Below are 13,245 nucleotides of genomic sequence, written 5' to 3' on the forward strand. Positions count from 1 at the left end.
ACGCCATGTCCTACATCGCACCAGTCCAGGAGTATTCATTCCTGCTGCGGCACGCGTTCGACGGTGACAAGCACCTCGCCGACGCCAGCGGGGGCGAGCTCACCGTCGACGATGCCGAGACCATATTGGGCGCCGCGGCCGAGTTCGCCGTCGACGTCCTGCATCCGCTCAACGCCGCCGGCGACCGGGCAGGTGCCCGCCTGGAGAACGGACGCGTGATCACGGCACCGGGCTTCGCCGAAGCGTTGCAACAGTTCGCCACGGCGGGGTGGATCGGATTCGCCGCGCCCGCCTCGGCGGGCGGCGACGACACCCCGCGCCTGCTCTCCAGCGCGGTCGAGGAACTGTGGGCCGCAGCGAACCCCGCTTTCGCCCTGTGCCCGGGACTCACCTTGGGTGCCATCGCCGCGCTCGACGCGGCCGCGGACGCTCAGCAACGCGACACCTACCTCGCGCCCATGGTCCAGGGGCGCTGGACCGGCACGATGAACCTCACCGAACCCCAGGCCGGCACCGACCTCGCCGCGATCCGCACCACCGCACACCCCGCGGAGGACGGCACCTGGCGGGTGACCGGCCAGAAGATCTTCATCACCTGGGGCGATCACGAGATCGCCGAGAACATCGTTCACCTGGTCCTGGCCCGCACGACCGACGCACCGGCTGGGCTGGGCGGCTTGTCGCTGTTCATCGTCCCGAAGTACCTCCCCGCCGCAGACGGCTCCGTCGGTGAACGCAATGCGGTGACCACCGTGTCGCTGGAGCACAAGCTCGGCATCCACGCCAGCCCGACCTGCGTGCTGGACTACACCGACGCCACCGGCTTCCTGCTCGGCGAGCTGCACCACGGGCTGGCGGGCATGTTCGTGATGATGAACATCAGCCGCCTCGGCATCGGCGTGCAAGGTCTGGGCGTGGCCGACCGCGCCTACCAGCAGGCCCGCGACTACGCCGCCGAACGCGTGCAGGGCACCGTCCTCGGCGCACCCGCGGGCACTCCGATCTCCGGGCACCCCGACGTCGCGCGGCTGCTGACCTCAGCGGCCAGCACGATCACAGCGATGCGCGGCCTACTGCTGCTGGCCTCGGCCTTCCACGACCAGGCCATGGCGGGCGACCGGCCCGCAGCCGCCCGCGCGGAGTTCCTGTCGCCGGTGGTCAAAGGCTGGCTGACCGAGGAGGCGCTGCGCATCACCTCCGACGCCATCCAGGTCCACGGCGGCGCCGGGTTCATCGAGGAGACCGGGGCCGCCCAGCACTACCGCGACGCCCGCATCAGCCCCATCTACGAAGGCACCACCGCGATCCAGGCCAACGACCTGGTCGGCCGCAAAGTGATCCGCGACCAGGGCCGGACCGCGAACGACCTGCTCGACCTCATCGATGCTGACACCACCACGCTGTCCACGGTGGAGCACCCGGCCGCCCACCGCGCCGCCCAGCGCCTGCGCCACGCCACCGACACAGTCCGTCGAGCGACCTCCACGCTGGTCGGCTTCGCCGAAGACAACCCGCGCGACGCGTTCGCCGGCAGCGTCGGCTATCTCACGATGTGGGGGCTGCTGGCCGGAGGCTGGGCCCACGGGCGCATCTTCTCCGCCGCCATCACCACCCACCACGCCGGCGACCTCGACGAGGCCGAGCTGCACCGCCGCGTCGTCGAGGCCGACTTCTACGGCGCCCATCACCTCAGCCGCATCGCCGCGCTCGCCGCGGCGCTGGAAGCAGGAGAGATCCGATGACCGGCAACCCCGAGCTCACCCTCGACGTCTACACCTGCCCGGCTTCGCACTGCCCCACGGCGGCCAGTTCTCACCCACCACCTCGACCTGGTACTGGGGCCGACCAAAACATTGCTGGTCGACACGCAGTACCTGCCCGAACACGTCGAGCAGTACGATCCCGCATCGAGCGGCGTCGCGCAGGTCCTCGCCGGCAGCGGCCTGGACGACACCGGCGATCACTCCCTGCTGCTCGCGCTGTGGTTCAGCACCGTCTCGACCACCATCAGCTGGTGGAGCGAGCATGCGAGCGAACCCACGAGCAGATGACCCAGCACTGCATGCGGATCTTCGACGCCGTCCGCCGCCCGGCCGGCGACGCACCGAGGCGATAACCTGCCCGATCCGCCACCGGTTACGAGAGCGTGCGATCTGACCGGCGGGCGATGAGTGGGGTGAGCCGCCGCAGGTCTGCGGGAATCCGCAGCAGGTCCGGGGGAATCCGCAGCTGCTTCGCGTCAGCTCGGTCCTACGCTTGAGGCCGGAGGAGGTGAGGCCGGTGAGCGAGGTGCTCCGGGGGCTGGAGGAACGCCACACCGCCGGCGACCTGCTCGCGGAGATTTCCGCGCGGACGCCTGTGCTGGGCGGCAATCCGGGGAATTGGCCGGGCCTGACCTTCTACCGGTACACCCAGCCGGCCGAGCCGCAATGGGAAGAGGTGCAGTCGCTGTCGCTGTGCATCATCGCGCAGGGCCGCAAGTGCGTGGTCACCGACGGGCAGAAGCACTGCTACGACCCCTTCGACTACCTCGTGCTCAGCGGGCGCCAGCACTTCACCGCGGAGATCGTGGCGGCCTCGCCGGCCCGGCCGTTCCTGTCGCTGGTACTCCAGATCGACCCGGATCTCGTCCGGCGGGTCTCGGCCGACGTCGTCGACCGGCGGGCGACGGCCTTCGGGCCGCCGGCACGGACGAGTACCGACCGGGCATTCGTCACCCCGCTCGACACGACGCTGATGGCGGCCACGGTCCGCTTCCTGCGGTCCGTGGCGGCCACGGGGACGGACCGGAGGGTGCTCGCCCCGATCTACCTCGCCGAGATGGTGTACCGGGTCCTGCAGGCCGAGCAGTTCTCTCGCCTGCTGGATCTCGCGGCCACCGAAGTGGCGCGCAACCCGGTGAGCGAGGTGATTTCGTACGTGCGGGGCAACATATCCGAGTTGCTCACCGTGAGTGATCTCGCCGAGCGTGTCTCGATGAGCCCGTCGGCGTTCTCGCACCTTTTTCGCGAGGTCACCGGGAAATCCCCGTATCAGTTCGTGAAGGAAATTCGCCTGAATCGTGCCAGAGAGCTGCTCGTCGAGGGCGCACTGACCGTCACGCAAGTTTCCCGGGCGGTCGGCTACGGGAGTGCGTCACATTTCATCAACGAGTTCCGCTCGCGGTTCGGCGCGACCCCGAGGGCGTATTCCGATCTTCGTTCGATGCGGGAGGAGCTGAGTGGCTGAGCGCTGCGCGGACCCGGAATGGCCGGTGAGGGCGAGGCCCTCACCGGCCGTTGCTCATCGGGCCTACCCGACCGGCTGCAGCACCGTGACGAGCTCTTCGGCCAGTGGCGCCGACGACGCCGGGTTCTGTCCGGTGTAGAGGGTGCCGTCGACCACGACATGCGGCTCCCATGGGCCGCTGCTCTTCTCGAACCGGCCGCCGGCGGAAGCGAGGCGGTCCTCCAGCAGCCACGGTGCCCGGTCAGCGAAACCGACCTGGGATTCTTCGACGTCGGAGAAGCCGGTTACCCGCTGTCCGGCGAAGAGCCAGTTGCCCTCCGGGTCCGTCGCCGGCAGCAATGCGGCAGGGCCGTGGCACACCGCCGCCACCGGCTTGCCGGCGGCGGCGAAAGCCGCGACCAGGGCGCCGAACTCCGCCGACACCGCGAGATCCTCCATCGGCCCGTGCCCGCCCGGCACGAAGACGAGGTCGAAGTCGGCGGCATCGGCGCTGTTGAGATCGGCCGGCGTGGCGAGCTCGGCGTCGATCTCGGCGAGGTAGGCCCGGAACCGTTCACCCGGCTCGGGTGAACCGCCGTTCATCTCGGGGCTGAAGCCCGCCTCATCGGCCGTGGGGCGGACGCCGCCCGGCGTCGCGATCACGATGTCGAAGCCGTTCTCCCGGAAGATGTGGTGCGGCACAACCAGTTCCTCGGGCCAGAACCCGCACGGGTGCTGGGTTCCGTCGGCGAGTGTCCAGTGGTCCGAGCCGGACACCGCGAACAGTACGCGTGTCATGAATTCCTCTTTCTCTGCCGGAATGATCTCTCCGGCGGCAGCCGGAACGACTCGACGATAGCGACGCGCCGGACGCCGTTGCCCGCTCGCTGCACGAATCTTGCAGAGGACCGTAGGAAATCGCACCTAGGGAGGGGCTGTTGGCGGAATCTGCACAACTTGCGGCGGAATCTGCGATGCGACCGGAGTCACATGCTGGTTAACGTTTCGGCACGCCATCGACAACCGCACGTTCATCTGGAGGTGACATGGCGCGCATCGCCTACCTGGTCTCGAGCGCGAGGGAGATCGAGCTCGCCGACGGCAGCCGTCATCCCACGGGCTACTTCGCCGAGGAAGCGCTGAAGCCTTACGAACGGTTCACCGCCGCCGGGGCCGAGGTGGTCGTGCTGACCCCTGACGGCCGTCCGCCGCTCGCCGACCCGTACGGGCTGGAGCACTTCTTCCACTATCCCGAGGAGGATCAGGACTTCTTCGCTTCGGTCACCCGGACCTTCCACCACGATCCGGACGACATCCGGGTCACCCTGCACCAGACCACCGAACTGGACCTCGTCGCGGCGCGGCGGATCGTCGTCCGGCTGACGGCTCGCGGCTTTACTCCCGCGGAAGCGCACGCCTTGGTGAGCAAGGCCGCCAAGATCGCCTGGCGGGAGGATCGCCGGCTGGGTGCGGTGATGGTGTCCGATGGGCTCGACGGCGGGCTGTCCGCAGGTGAGGTCCAGGCTGCGGTCGACGAGCTGGACGCCGCCGCCCGGGAGCTGGCCGCCGAGCGGAAAGCCCGGCTGGACGCCATTCCCGGCTTCCGTGAGCCGGCCGCGCTCTCGTTGGTGAGCGACGAGGAACTGGCCGGATTCGACGCGGTGTTCGCTCCCGGCGGGCACGGGCCGATGGTCGACCTCGCCGACAACCCGGACGTGCGCCGGCTGCTGGCGGTACTGCACGGGAAGCAGGCCCCGATCGCCTCCCTGTGCCACGGGCCGGCCCTCCTGCTGTCCGCTCCGGACCGCGACGACGGGCAGTGGCTGTTCGACGGGTACCGCCTCACCTGTTTCACCGACGAGGAGGAGGACCAGACGGCGCCCGGCAAGCTGGGGCTGCCCTGGTACGTCGACACCGCGCTGAAGAACGCGGGCGCGGTGTTCGACGACGGTCCCGCGGCCTGGGTCTCGCACGTGGTCGTGGACCGGAACCTGATCACCGGCCAGAACCCGGCGTCCACCGGGGCGACCGCGGACGCGCTGCTGAAGGCGGTGTCACTGCGGTGAGGCTGTTCACTCGCAAGGCAGCGCGCCACGAGGAGGAAAGGGAGCAGGGACCGATGACGACTGCCACCACCACGACCACCACGCCCGCCCGGACCGTGACGAGGTTTCTCACCGCGTTCGAGCTGGGCGACGTCGCGACCGCACTGTCGGTTGTGGACGAATCGGTGCGGGTGAACCTGTACGCGATCGGCCTGCGCGGCGCCGGGAAAGCCGAGCTGGGCGGTTTCCTCGCGGACACCGCGGCGGCGTTTCCCGATCTGCGGCTGACCGTCCGCCGCACGATCGAGGCGGGGTCCGTCGTCACGGTCGAGCTCAAGCTCGAGGGCACTCAGGCGGCCGGCTATCTCGGCGCGATCAACCAGGAGAAGCACCTCGACGTCGACCAGGCGTGGCGGTTCACCGTCGACGGCGATCGCCTCACCGGGGTGGACGCCTACTGGTGCCAGAACCAGCTGTACCGGCGCCTCGCCGTGAAGCGTCTCGACCAGATTTCGCTCGTCTGAGGAGAGGAACCGATGACCACGACCGAACCCCGGCCGACCGCGGCCGCGTCCGAGACCCTGGTGCGGGAGTTCTTCGACGCGTACCGCAGGCAGGACCTCGACACCATGACCGACCTGTGCGCCGACAACGCCGACTTTTCCTACGTGCCGTACGAAGTGTGGGGCAAGCAGCGGGTGCTGCGAGGTGACGGCAAGGTCAAGACCGTCGGCAAGACCATCTGGACCGGTTTGGTCAACTCGTTCCCCGACCTGACCAACACCGTGCACACGGTGGACGCCAACGACGCCGGCGACGTGGTGGTGACCTGCGACATCGGCGGCACCCAGCACCTGGCGTGGGGGATGGCCGAACCGCGGGGCAAGGCGTTCTCGGAGCCGCACCTGTTCGTGTTCCACGTGGACGACGCCGGTGAGATCGACCGCATCAGCGCCTACTGGGACGGGGCCGGCATCAACCGGCAGCTCGGCCACCTCGAAGTCGACTGAGAAGGGAAGCAGTACCGATGGCTCTGCTGAAGCGTGAGGAATGGCAGCAGTACGTCCGCGACGTGAACTGGACCTACAGCTACGTCGACGACGAGGCGGTCTACCCCGAGTGGCACAGCGGCACCGGCAAGGTGCCGCGCAGCGCGTGGCTGAAGTGGGAAGAGGACTACAAGGTCAGCTACCCCGAATACGTGGCGACCCAGCGGGAGAAGGAGTCCTCGGCCTACGCGGTGAAGGCGGCCCTGCAACGCTCGACCACCTTCGACCACCTCGACGAGGGCTGGAAGTCGTCCACCAAGATGCACTTCGGCGGCGTCGCGCTCGTCGAGTACGCGGCGGTGCTCGGCGAGCTGAAGATGGCCCGCTTCGGGCTCAACGCCGCCTGGCGCAACATGGCCACCTTCGGCCAGCTCGACGAGCTGCGGCACGCGCAGATCACCACGTTCTTCGGCCACGAGTTCGTCAAGAAGGACCCGCAGTACGACTGGACCCAGAAGACGTTCCACATGGACAACTGGGTGCCGATCTCGCTGCGCAACCTCTTCGACGGCATGATGATCGCGCCGAACGTGGTGGACCTGGCGATCGCGCTGCCGTTCACCTTCGAGACCGGGTTCACCAACCTGCAGTTCGTCGCGCTGTCGGCCGACGCGCTCGAAGCGGGCGACGTGAACTTCGCCAACATGATCTCCTCGATCCAGACCGACGAGGCCCGCCACTCCCAGCAGGGCGGCCCGACGATGGAGATCCTCGTCGAGCACGACCCGGTCCGCGCCCAGTGGATCATCGACAAGAACTTCTGGGGCTCGGCCCGCGCGTTCGCGGCGCTGACCGGACCGGCGATGGACTACTACACCCCGCTCGAACACCGGAAGCAGTCGTACCGGGAGTTCATGGAGGAGTGGATCATCGACCAGTTCATCCACACCATCGAGGACTACGGCCTGAAGAAGCCGTGGTTCTGGGACGAGTTCATGCGGGGGCTGGACACCTGGCACCACGGGCTCCACATGGGACTGTGGTTCTGGCGGCCGACGTTGTGGTGGCGCCCGAAGGCCGCCGTCAGCAAGGACGAGCGTGACTGGCTGCGCGAGAAGTACCCCAACTGGGAGAAGGTCTACGGCGACAAGTGGGACGTGATCATCGACAACATCAACAACAACAACGTCGAGGCCACGCTCCCGGAGACGCTGCCGTGGCTGTGCAGCATGTGCAACCTGCCGTGCTGCAACGCGGTTCAGGCCCGCAACGGCCGCTGGCGCGTGCCGGAGTGGTCGCTGACCTATGACGGCAAGACCCACCAGTTCTGCAGCAACGCCTGCCGGCAGATCTGGTGGAAGGACCGGGACAACGTCAACCACGAGACGCTGATCGACCGGTTCCTCGCCGGCCAGATCCAGCCGATGGACGTGGGCGGCATTCTCGCGCACATGGGCCTCACCCCGGAGGTCATGGGCGACGATCCCGACTACGAGGCGTGGACCAAGGACTACACCGGACGCCCGGCGACGGGCATCGCGGCGGTGGCCGCGCCGGCCGGACAGGCGGGTGCGTGATGACCGGGACGGCCGAACTGGGCGTCGAGGACCAGGCACCGCAGCTGGTACCGCTGAACGCGATCTTCGCGACCGACTTCGTGCAGATTCTCGTGCCGGTCACCACGGCCGACACGATGCGCGAGGTCGCCGCGGCGGTCGCGCACCACGCCGAGGGCAAGCGCGTGCGCGCCCTGCCGTACGAGAAGGCCGTGTTCCACCACGGCCGCCGGCTGCCGCCGGAGATGACCGTGGCCGAGGCCGGGATCCGGCCGCTCGAGCACGTGCGGGTCGAGTACGACGTTCCGGAGGGAGCACAGTGAAGAATCCGGTGGGCCCCATCCTGCGGATGGGCGACGAGGTGGAACAGGTCATCGCGGCCATCGAGGACGACAACCCGGACACGGAGATCGAGGTCATCGACCGCGGCTCCTACGTGCGGGTGCAGGGTGAGGACCGCGTCGTGCTGACCCAGGACACGCTGCGGGAGTACCTCGGCCCCGAGTTCGAGATCCGCTCGCTCGGAGCGATGATGTCGAGCTTCGCCGGCCGAGTCATCAACACGAGCGAGTCGATCGTGTGGGAACGCATCTCGGCCCGGCGTGACGCGCCGGCCGGGGAAGGAGTGCCGGCATGACCACGGCTCAACCGCGCAAGAGCAGGCCACGCAAGACGTTCAGCGCCTTCGGCGACGTCCGCCGGATGCCGTCGGACTACGAGGTCGTCACGCACGCCCAGAACTGGACGATGCGCAAGAACCGCACGAGCGCCTTCGAACAGAACCCCTCGTCGCCGCCCAACCTGTGGTTCCTGACCTACCGCGACCACTCACCGCTGCAGGTCGAGGACTGGGACCTGTTCCGCGATCCGGACGCGTTGACCTACCGCACGTACGTGGGGGCGCAGGCGGAGGCGGAGACGAAAACCGGCGGTGTGCTGGAGCAGTACGCCGAGGCCGGAGCGGACGCGACGCTGAGCCCCGGCCAGATCTCCCTGCTGACAAAGGTCTTCACGCCGTCGAGGTATCTGCTGCACGGCATGCAGCAGATCGAGGCCTACGTCGGATACCTCGCGCCGACGTCGTACGTGACCAACACCGCCGGCTTCGCCACAGCCGACTATCTGCGGCGCGTGACACTCGTCGCCTACCGCACCCGTGAGCTGGAACTTGCGCACCCCGGTGCCGGCGCCGGTGCCGCCGATCGCGAGCTGTGGGAACGCCACGAGGCGTGGCAACCCGCGCGGAAGGCGATCGAGAAGGCCCTGGTGGCCTACGACTGGGGTGAGGCGTTCACCGCGTGCAACCTGGTGCTCGCTCCGACCCTCGACGACGTGCTGCTTCGGCAGTTCAAGGAGGTCTCGCGCGACAACGGCGACCAGGAGTCCTGGCTGCTCGCCTCGTACCTCGAAGAGGACAGCTCGCGGCGGGCCCGGTGGAGCAGCGCGCTGGCGCGGTTCACCCTGGAGCACCGGCCGGAGAACGACGCGGTGCTGCGCCGATGGATCGACCGGTGGGCACCGATCGCCGACGCCGCGGCGGCCGGCCTCGGCACCCTGCTCGAGACCTTGCCCGAGCGTGGTCGCAGCGCGGCGGAGGTCGAGTCCGCTGCCCGTGCCAAGCGTGAGGAGTTCCTCGCCGGGATCTTCACCGGCGCGGACACGGACACCGGGAAGGAGCGTGCGGGGCGGTGAGCAGCACGATGACCGGACGGTGGCAGGCGACGCTGCACATCGACGAGCTCTGGGAAGGGGAGATGGAAGGCGTCGAGGTCGGCGGTGAGAAAGTGCTGCTGATCAATGTGGACGGTGAGGTGCGGGCCTACCGCAACCGGTGCCCGCACCAGGCGTGGGCGCTCGACGAAGGTGACTTCGACGGCGAGACGCTCACCTGCGTCCGGCACATGTGGGTGTTCGACGCCCGCAGCGGCTCCGGTGTCAACCCGGACAACTGCCGGCTGAACTCGTTTCCGTGCAAGGTGGACGAGGACGGCACGATCCTGGTGGACGTCGGATGAGAAGGCGCAAGTGCGTGCTCGTCGGAGGTGGGGTGGCGGCCGCGTCGGCCGCTGCCTCCTTCCGCAAGCGCGGCTACGACGGTGAGGTCGTGCTGGTCGGCGGCGAACCGGTCGTGCCGTACGAACGGCCGCCGCTGTCGAAGGATTTCCTCCTCGGGGGCACGCAGCTGCCGGACCTGCACCCGCAGGCCCCCGAGTGGTACGAGACCGAGCAAGTCGAGCTGCGGCTGGGCACCCGGGCGACGGCCGTCGACGTCGGCGCCCGCAGCGTCACACTGTCCACAGGGGAACGGCTGGGTTACGACGACCTCGTCCTGGCGACCGGGGTGCGGCCGCGCCGGCTGCCCGGGTTCGCCGGGGACGGCGTGCACTACCTGCGGACCGCGGCCGACGCGACCCGGCTGCGCGAAGAGCTCGCGGCGGCCGGCCGGATCGCCGTCCTGGGTGCCGGTTTCGTCGGCTGTGAAGTGGCCGCGGCGGCGGCCACGCTCGGCAAGCAGGTCACCGTGTTCGAACCGGAGCCGGTCCCGCTTGCCCGCGCGCTCGGCAAGGCGATCGGCTTGGTGCTCATGGACATCCACCGTGAGCACCGCGTCGAGATCCGGGCGGGGGAGTACGTGACGAGCTTCGAGCGCGGGCCCAGCGGGTTCGTGCTGACCACGAGCCGCGGGGAGCGTGCCGAAGCCGACGTGATCGTGGTCGGTGTCGGTTCGCAGCCGAACGTGGAGCTGGCCGAAGCGGCCGGCCTGGCGGTCGACGGCGGGATCGTGGTCGACGAGTACGGGCGGACGTCGGCTCCGCACGTGTACGCGGCAGGTGACGCGGTCATCCAGCACCACCCCCGGTACGGCAAGCACATCCGGGTGGAGCACCACGACACGGCGGTGCGCCAGGGAGCGCACGTCGCGGCCACGGTGGCGGGGCAGCCGGAGCCCTTCGAGGAGGCGCACTGGTTCTGGTCCGACCAGTACGAGCACAGTCTGCAGTCCACCGGCCGCATGGCCGGGTTTGACACCGTGGTGTTGCGCGGCAGCCTGGCGGAGCGGAGCTTCTCGGCCTTTTCGCTGGTGGACGGCCGCGTCCAGGGCGTGATCTCGCTCAACCGGCCCCGCGACGTGCTCGAGGTCCGCCGGGTGCTGTTCGCCCCGCACGAGGTCACCGCCGGGCAGCTGGCGGACGAGTCCGTGCCGCTCAAGCGATTGTTCCCGCGCGCCAAACCCGTCCGCGCGCACTGACCCCTTCCGCGAAGGTCCGGGAGACAGGGAGAAGGACATGACGACGCTCGCCGTGCTGGAGACAGTCCAGGCTCAGGCCCGGGTACCGGCGGAGGAGGCGCGTTCGGCGCTGGCCAAGGTCCGTGGTCTGCGGGCCGGCGACGCGCTGAGGAAGCTGCGGCTGGGCCCCGGCCGCACGTGCGAGCCCGTGGCTCGCGTGCTCGACCGCGCCCTGGTCGACGCAGCGGATGCCGGGTTCAGTGCCGATCAGCTGGTGGTGGCCGGTGGCAGCGCCGAACCGGCCGAGCCGATCGTCCGGGTCCGCCGCAAGGCCCACGGCACGGCCGACTGGATCTCGAGCCCGACCGCCGACATCAGGGTCGAGCTGCAGCCACTCGGTGTGTGGGAAACGCAGGCGCGGGAGACCGTCGTGCGGTCCACCGAGCCGGAGCCGCCGGTTGTCATTCCCGCCTCCCGGGCGTCGGGAGCGGGGGCGACAGAAGTCCTTGAGGCGCTGAAGGACGTGCTTGACCCCGACCTCGGTGTGAACGTGGTCGATCTCGGTTTCGTCCGCGGAGTCGAGGTCGACGAGCACGGATTCGCGGTGTTGATCATGACCCTGACCTCGCCGGCATGTCCGCTGACCGGAGTCATGGAGGACCAGATCCGCACGCTGCTGCTGGAGGAGACGGCGCTGGTCACCGGCTTCCGGATCGAGTGGGTCTGGCTGCCGACGTGGCGACCCGCCGACATCAGCGAGGACGGCCGGGAGCAGCTGCGGGCGATCGGCTTCACCCGCTTTTGACCGAAGGGAAGACATCAGATGGCTTACGTAGTGCTCGCGACGTGGATCGCCAAGCCGGGCGAAGCGGACGCGATCCGGAAGATCCTCGAGACCGTGACCCCGGGCAACCGGGCCGAGGAGAAGGTGCTGGCCTTCCAGGCCCACGTCAGCATGCACGACCCGAACACCTTCGTCCTGTACGAGAAGTACACCGACGCTTCCGGCTACGCCGATCACCGCGAGACCGCGGCGTTCAAGACCCACGTGCTCGGCGATGCGATCCCCCGGCTGGCCGACCGGACAGTTCAGGAGTTCGAGACGATCGAGTGATCGGAGTAGACGGATCTGCCATTGAGAGTATTCGGCGCGTATAATTTCAACCCCCAGACGGCAGCGACGCCGCCCGAGTCGGCGGCTCAGTGAGGTGAGAGGCTGACATGGTGCGGTCGGTTCCGCCCTTGGAGGACCGGTTGACCCCCGGTGACCTCGTCGCGGAGCTGGCGGACCGCGCGCCGGACATCGGTGGCAACATCGGTCTGTGGCCGGGGCTCACGATCTACCGATTCCACGAGCCGGCCGCTCCCACCTGGGAGGAAGTGCAGTCGCTGTCGTTGTGCGTGGTCAGCCAGGGCCGCAAGTGCGTGACCGTCGACGGCGAGCCGTACTTCTACGACCCGTTCAAGTATCTCGTCCTCAACAGCCATCTCCACTTCCAGGCGGAGATTCTCGAGGCCAGCTCGGCAAAGCCGTTTCTCTCCTTCGTCCTGCAGATCGATCCCGTCATCGTTCGCAAGGTGTCGGTGGAGATGCTCGAGCAGCGGCGCAGCGAGATGCTCGCCGAAGCGACGCCGAGGCCGTCGACGGCGTTCGTGTCGGCTTTGGACGCCGGTCTGATGAGTTCGGTGATCCGCTTCTTGAGGGCGTTGACGACCGGACCCGACCGCCGGATCCTCGCGCCGGCGTACCTGCAGGAGATGGTCTACCGCGTTCTGCAGGCCGAGCAGTACGAGCGGCTCCTGGAGATCGCTGCCAGCCAGCAGAACCACGATCCGATCGCCCGGGTGATCGCCTACCTACACGAGAACCTGGCCGAGCCGGTGACGGTGGCGGATCTGGCCGAGCAGGTCGCGATGAGCCCCTCGACGTTCACTCCCCTTTTCCGGCAGAGCACAGGCAAGTCTCCGTACCAGTTCCTGAAGGAGATGCGGCTGACCCGCGCTCGGGATCTTCTCGTGCGAGGCAACTGCACGGTCGCCTCGGTATCCCGGGCCGTGGGCTACCCCCATGCTTCGCACTTCATCAACGAGTTTCGTCGCCGCTTCGGGCTTTCACCCCGCGCCTACTGCGACTTGACCGTCCTGCGAAGCGAGCTTGGGCGCCAACAGGAAATCGCGCCGCGATAAGCTGTCCGGCCTCAACGCCCTGGTCGTCACCG

The 13,245-nt window shown here is 68.7% G+C and carries 16 protein-coding genes; 15 read left to right on the forward strand and 1 reads right to left on the reverse strand.

Annotation, left to right across the window (positions count from 1 at the left end):
* The first annotated feature begins 5 nt into the window (after window positions 1-5).
* From ACIRSS_RS05335 to ACIRSS_RS05345, 3 genes are all read left to right on the forward strand, one after another.
* Window positions 6-1,742 (forward strand): acyl-CoA dehydrogenase, encoded by a 1,737-nt coding sequence (locus ACIRSS_RS05335; protein WP_400890764.1) that lies wholly within the window; start codon window positions 6-8, stop codon window positions 1,740-1,742.
* Between the two features lie 111 nt (window positions 1,743-1,853).
* A complete protein-coding gene (locus tag ACIRSS_RS05340) occupies window positions 1,854-2,051 on the forward strand; it encodes a hypothetical protein (protein WP_400890767.1) in 198 nt (65 codons plus the stop codon).
* A gap of 229 nt (window positions 2,052-2,280) precedes the next feature.
* Window positions 2,281-3,228: an AraC family transcriptional regulator N-terminal domain-containing protein gene (locus ACIRSS_RS05345; RefSeq protein WP_400890770.1), complete on the forward strand. Its 948-nt coding sequence runs from the start codon at window positions 2,281-2,283 to the stop codon at window positions 3,226-3,228.
* Between the two features lie 63 nt (window positions 3,229-3,291).
* On the opposite strand, the gene ACIRSS_RS05350 is transcribed toward ACIRSS_RS05345, so the two are convergent.
* The gene (locus ACIRSS_RS05350; RefSeq protein ID WP_400890774.1) at window positions 3,292-4,005 is read right to left on the reverse strand and encodes a type 1 glutamine amidotransferase domain-containing protein; all 714 of its coding nucleotides are present in this window, start codon (window positions 4,003-4,005) and stop codon (window positions 3,292-3,294) included.
* 248 nt (window positions 4,006-4,253) lie between these two features.
* On the opposite strand from ACIRSS_RS05350, the gene ACIRSS_RS05355 reads away from it, so the two are divergent.
* The 12 genes from ACIRSS_RS05355 (at window position 4,254) to ACIRSS_RS05410 (ending at window position 13,213) form a co-directional block, all read left to right on the forward strand.
* On the forward strand, window positions 4,254-5,273 hold the full coding sequence (locus tag ACIRSS_RS05355; protein ID WP_400890777.1) for a DJ-1/PfpI family protein: 1,020 nt from the start codon (window positions 4,254-4,256) through the stop codon (window positions 5,271-5,273).
* 53 nt (window positions 5,274-5,326) lie between these two features.
* Window positions 5,327-5,776, forward strand: coding sequence for a nuclear transport factor 2 family protein (locus ACIRSS_RS05360; RefSeq protein ID WP_400890780.1), 450 nt, complete (start codon window positions 5,327-5,329; stop codon window positions 5,774-5,776).
* A gap of 12 nt (window positions 5,777-5,788) precedes the next feature.
* Window positions 5,789-6,262 carry a nuclear transport factor 2 family protein gene (locus ACIRSS_RS05365; RefSeq protein WP_400890783.1) on the forward strand — a complete coding sequence of 158 codons (474 nt, stop codon included), beginning with the start codon at window positions 5,789-5,791 and terminating at the stop codon, window positions 6,260-6,262.
* 17 nt (window positions 6,263-6,279) lie between these two features.
* On the forward strand, window positions 6,280-7,818 hold the full coding sequence (locus ACIRSS_RS05370) for a toluene monooxygenase (protein WP_400890786.1): 1,539 nt from the start codon (window positions 6,280-6,282) through the stop codon (window positions 7,816-7,818).
* Entirely contained in the window at window positions 7,818-8,120 is a 303-nt protein-coding gene (locus ACIRSS_RS05375; RefSeq protein ID WP_400890789.1) for a toluene-4-monooxygenase system B family protein, read from the forward strand. Before ACIRSS_RS05370 ends, ACIRSS_RS05375 begins: the two co-directional genes overlap by 1 nt.
* Window positions 8,117-8,434, forward strand: coding sequence for an MmoB/DmpM family protein (locus tag ACIRSS_RS05380; RefSeq protein WP_400890792.1), 318 nt, complete (start codon window positions 8,117-8,119; stop codon window positions 8,432-8,434). The genes ACIRSS_RS05375 and ACIRSS_RS05380 overlap by 4 nt, the downstream gene beginning before the upstream one ends.
* Window positions 8,431-9,489, forward strand: coding sequence for a toluene hydroxylase (locus ACIRSS_RS05385; RefSeq protein ID WP_400890795.1), 1,059 nt, complete (start codon window positions 8,431-8,433; stop codon window positions 9,487-9,489). The genes ACIRSS_RS05380 and ACIRSS_RS05385 overlap by 4 nt, the downstream gene beginning before the upstream one ends.
* Window positions 9,486-9,812, forward strand: coding sequence for a Rieske 2Fe-2S domain-containing protein (locus ACIRSS_RS05390; RefSeq protein ID WP_400890798.1), 327 nt, complete (start codon window positions 9,486-9,488; stop codon window positions 9,810-9,812). Before ACIRSS_RS05385 ends, ACIRSS_RS05390 begins: the two co-directional genes overlap by 4 nt.
* Window positions 9,809-11,047 (forward strand): NAD(P)/FAD-dependent oxidoreductase, encoded by a 1,239-nt coding sequence (locus tag ACIRSS_RS05395; protein WP_400890801.1) that lies wholly within the window; start codon window positions 9,809-9,811, stop codon window positions 11,045-11,047. Before ACIRSS_RS05390 ends, ACIRSS_RS05395 begins: the two co-directional genes overlap by 4 nt.
* Before the next feature lie 37 nt (window positions 11,048-11,084).
* Window positions 11,085-11,831, forward strand: a complete 747-nt coding sequence (locus tag ACIRSS_RS05400) for an iron-sulfur cluster assembly protein (protein WP_400890804.1) — start codon at window positions 11,085-11,087, stop codon at window positions 11,829-11,831.
* Window positions 11,832-11,849: 18 nt separating this feature from the next.
* Window positions 11,850-12,140 carry a putative quinol monooxygenase gene (locus ACIRSS_RS05405; RefSeq protein WP_400890807.1) on the forward strand — a complete coding sequence of 97 codons (291 nt, stop codon included), beginning with the start codon at window positions 11,850-11,852 and terminating at the stop codon, window positions 12,138-12,140.
* Window positions 12,141-12,280: 140 nt separating this feature from the next.
* Entirely contained in the window at window positions 12,281-13,213 is a 933-nt protein-coding gene (locus tag ACIRSS_RS05410) for an AraC family transcriptional regulator N-terminal domain-containing protein (RefSeq protein WP_400890810.1), read from the forward strand.
* The last annotated feature ends 32 nt before the right edge of the window (window positions 13,214-13,245 follow it).

The sequence above is a fragment of the Amycolatopsis sp. NPDC101161 genome (assembly GCF_044768185.1).
Lineage (GTDB): Bacteria > Actinomycetota > Actinomycetes > Mycobacteriales > Pseudonocardiaceae > Amycolatopsis.

Coding starts and splice junctions, on each gene's coding strand:
- ACIRSS_RS05335 (WP_400890764.1), top strand. CDS start 6: ATGTCCTACATCGCACCAGTCCAGGAGTATTCATTCCTGCTGCGGCAC.
- ACIRSS_RS05350 (WP_400890774.1), bottom strand. CDS start 4,005: ATGACACGCGTACTGTTCGCGGTGTCCGGCTCGGACCACTGGACACTC.
- ACIRSS_RS05355 (WP_400890777.1), top strand. CDS start 4,254: ATGGCGCGCATCGCCTACCTGGTCTCGAGCGCGAGGGAGATCGAGCTC.
- ACIRSS_RS05360 (WP_400890780.1), top strand. CDS start 5,327: ATGACGACTGCCACCACCACGACCACCACGCCCGCCCGGACCGTGACG.
- ACIRSS_RS05365 (WP_400890783.1), top strand. CDS start 5,789: ATGACCACGACCGAACCCCGGCCGACCGCGGCCGCGTCCGAGACCCTG.
- ACIRSS_RS05370 (WP_400890786.1), top strand. CDS start 6,280: ATGGCTCTGCTGAAGCGTGAGGAATGGCAGCAGTACGTCCGCGACGTG.
- ACIRSS_RS05375 (WP_400890789.1), top strand. CDS start 7,818: ATGACCGGGACGGCCGAACTGGGCGTCGAGGACCAGGCACCGCAGCTG.
- ACIRSS_RS05385 (WP_400890795.1), top strand. CDS start 8,431: ATGACCACGGCTCAACCGCGCAAGAGCAGGCCACGCAAGACGTTCAGC.
- ACIRSS_RS05395 (WP_400890801.1), top strand. CDS start 9,809: ATGAGAAGGCGCAAGTGCGTGCTCGTCGGAGGTGGGGTGGCGGCCGCG.
- ACIRSS_RS05400 (WP_400890804.1), top strand. CDS start 11,085: ATGACGACGCTCGCCGTGCTGGAGACAGTCCAGGCTCAGGCCCGGGTA.
- ACIRSS_RS05405 (WP_400890807.1), top strand. CDS start 11,850: ATGGCTTACGTAGTGCTCGCGACGTGGATCGCCAAGCCGGGCGAAGCG.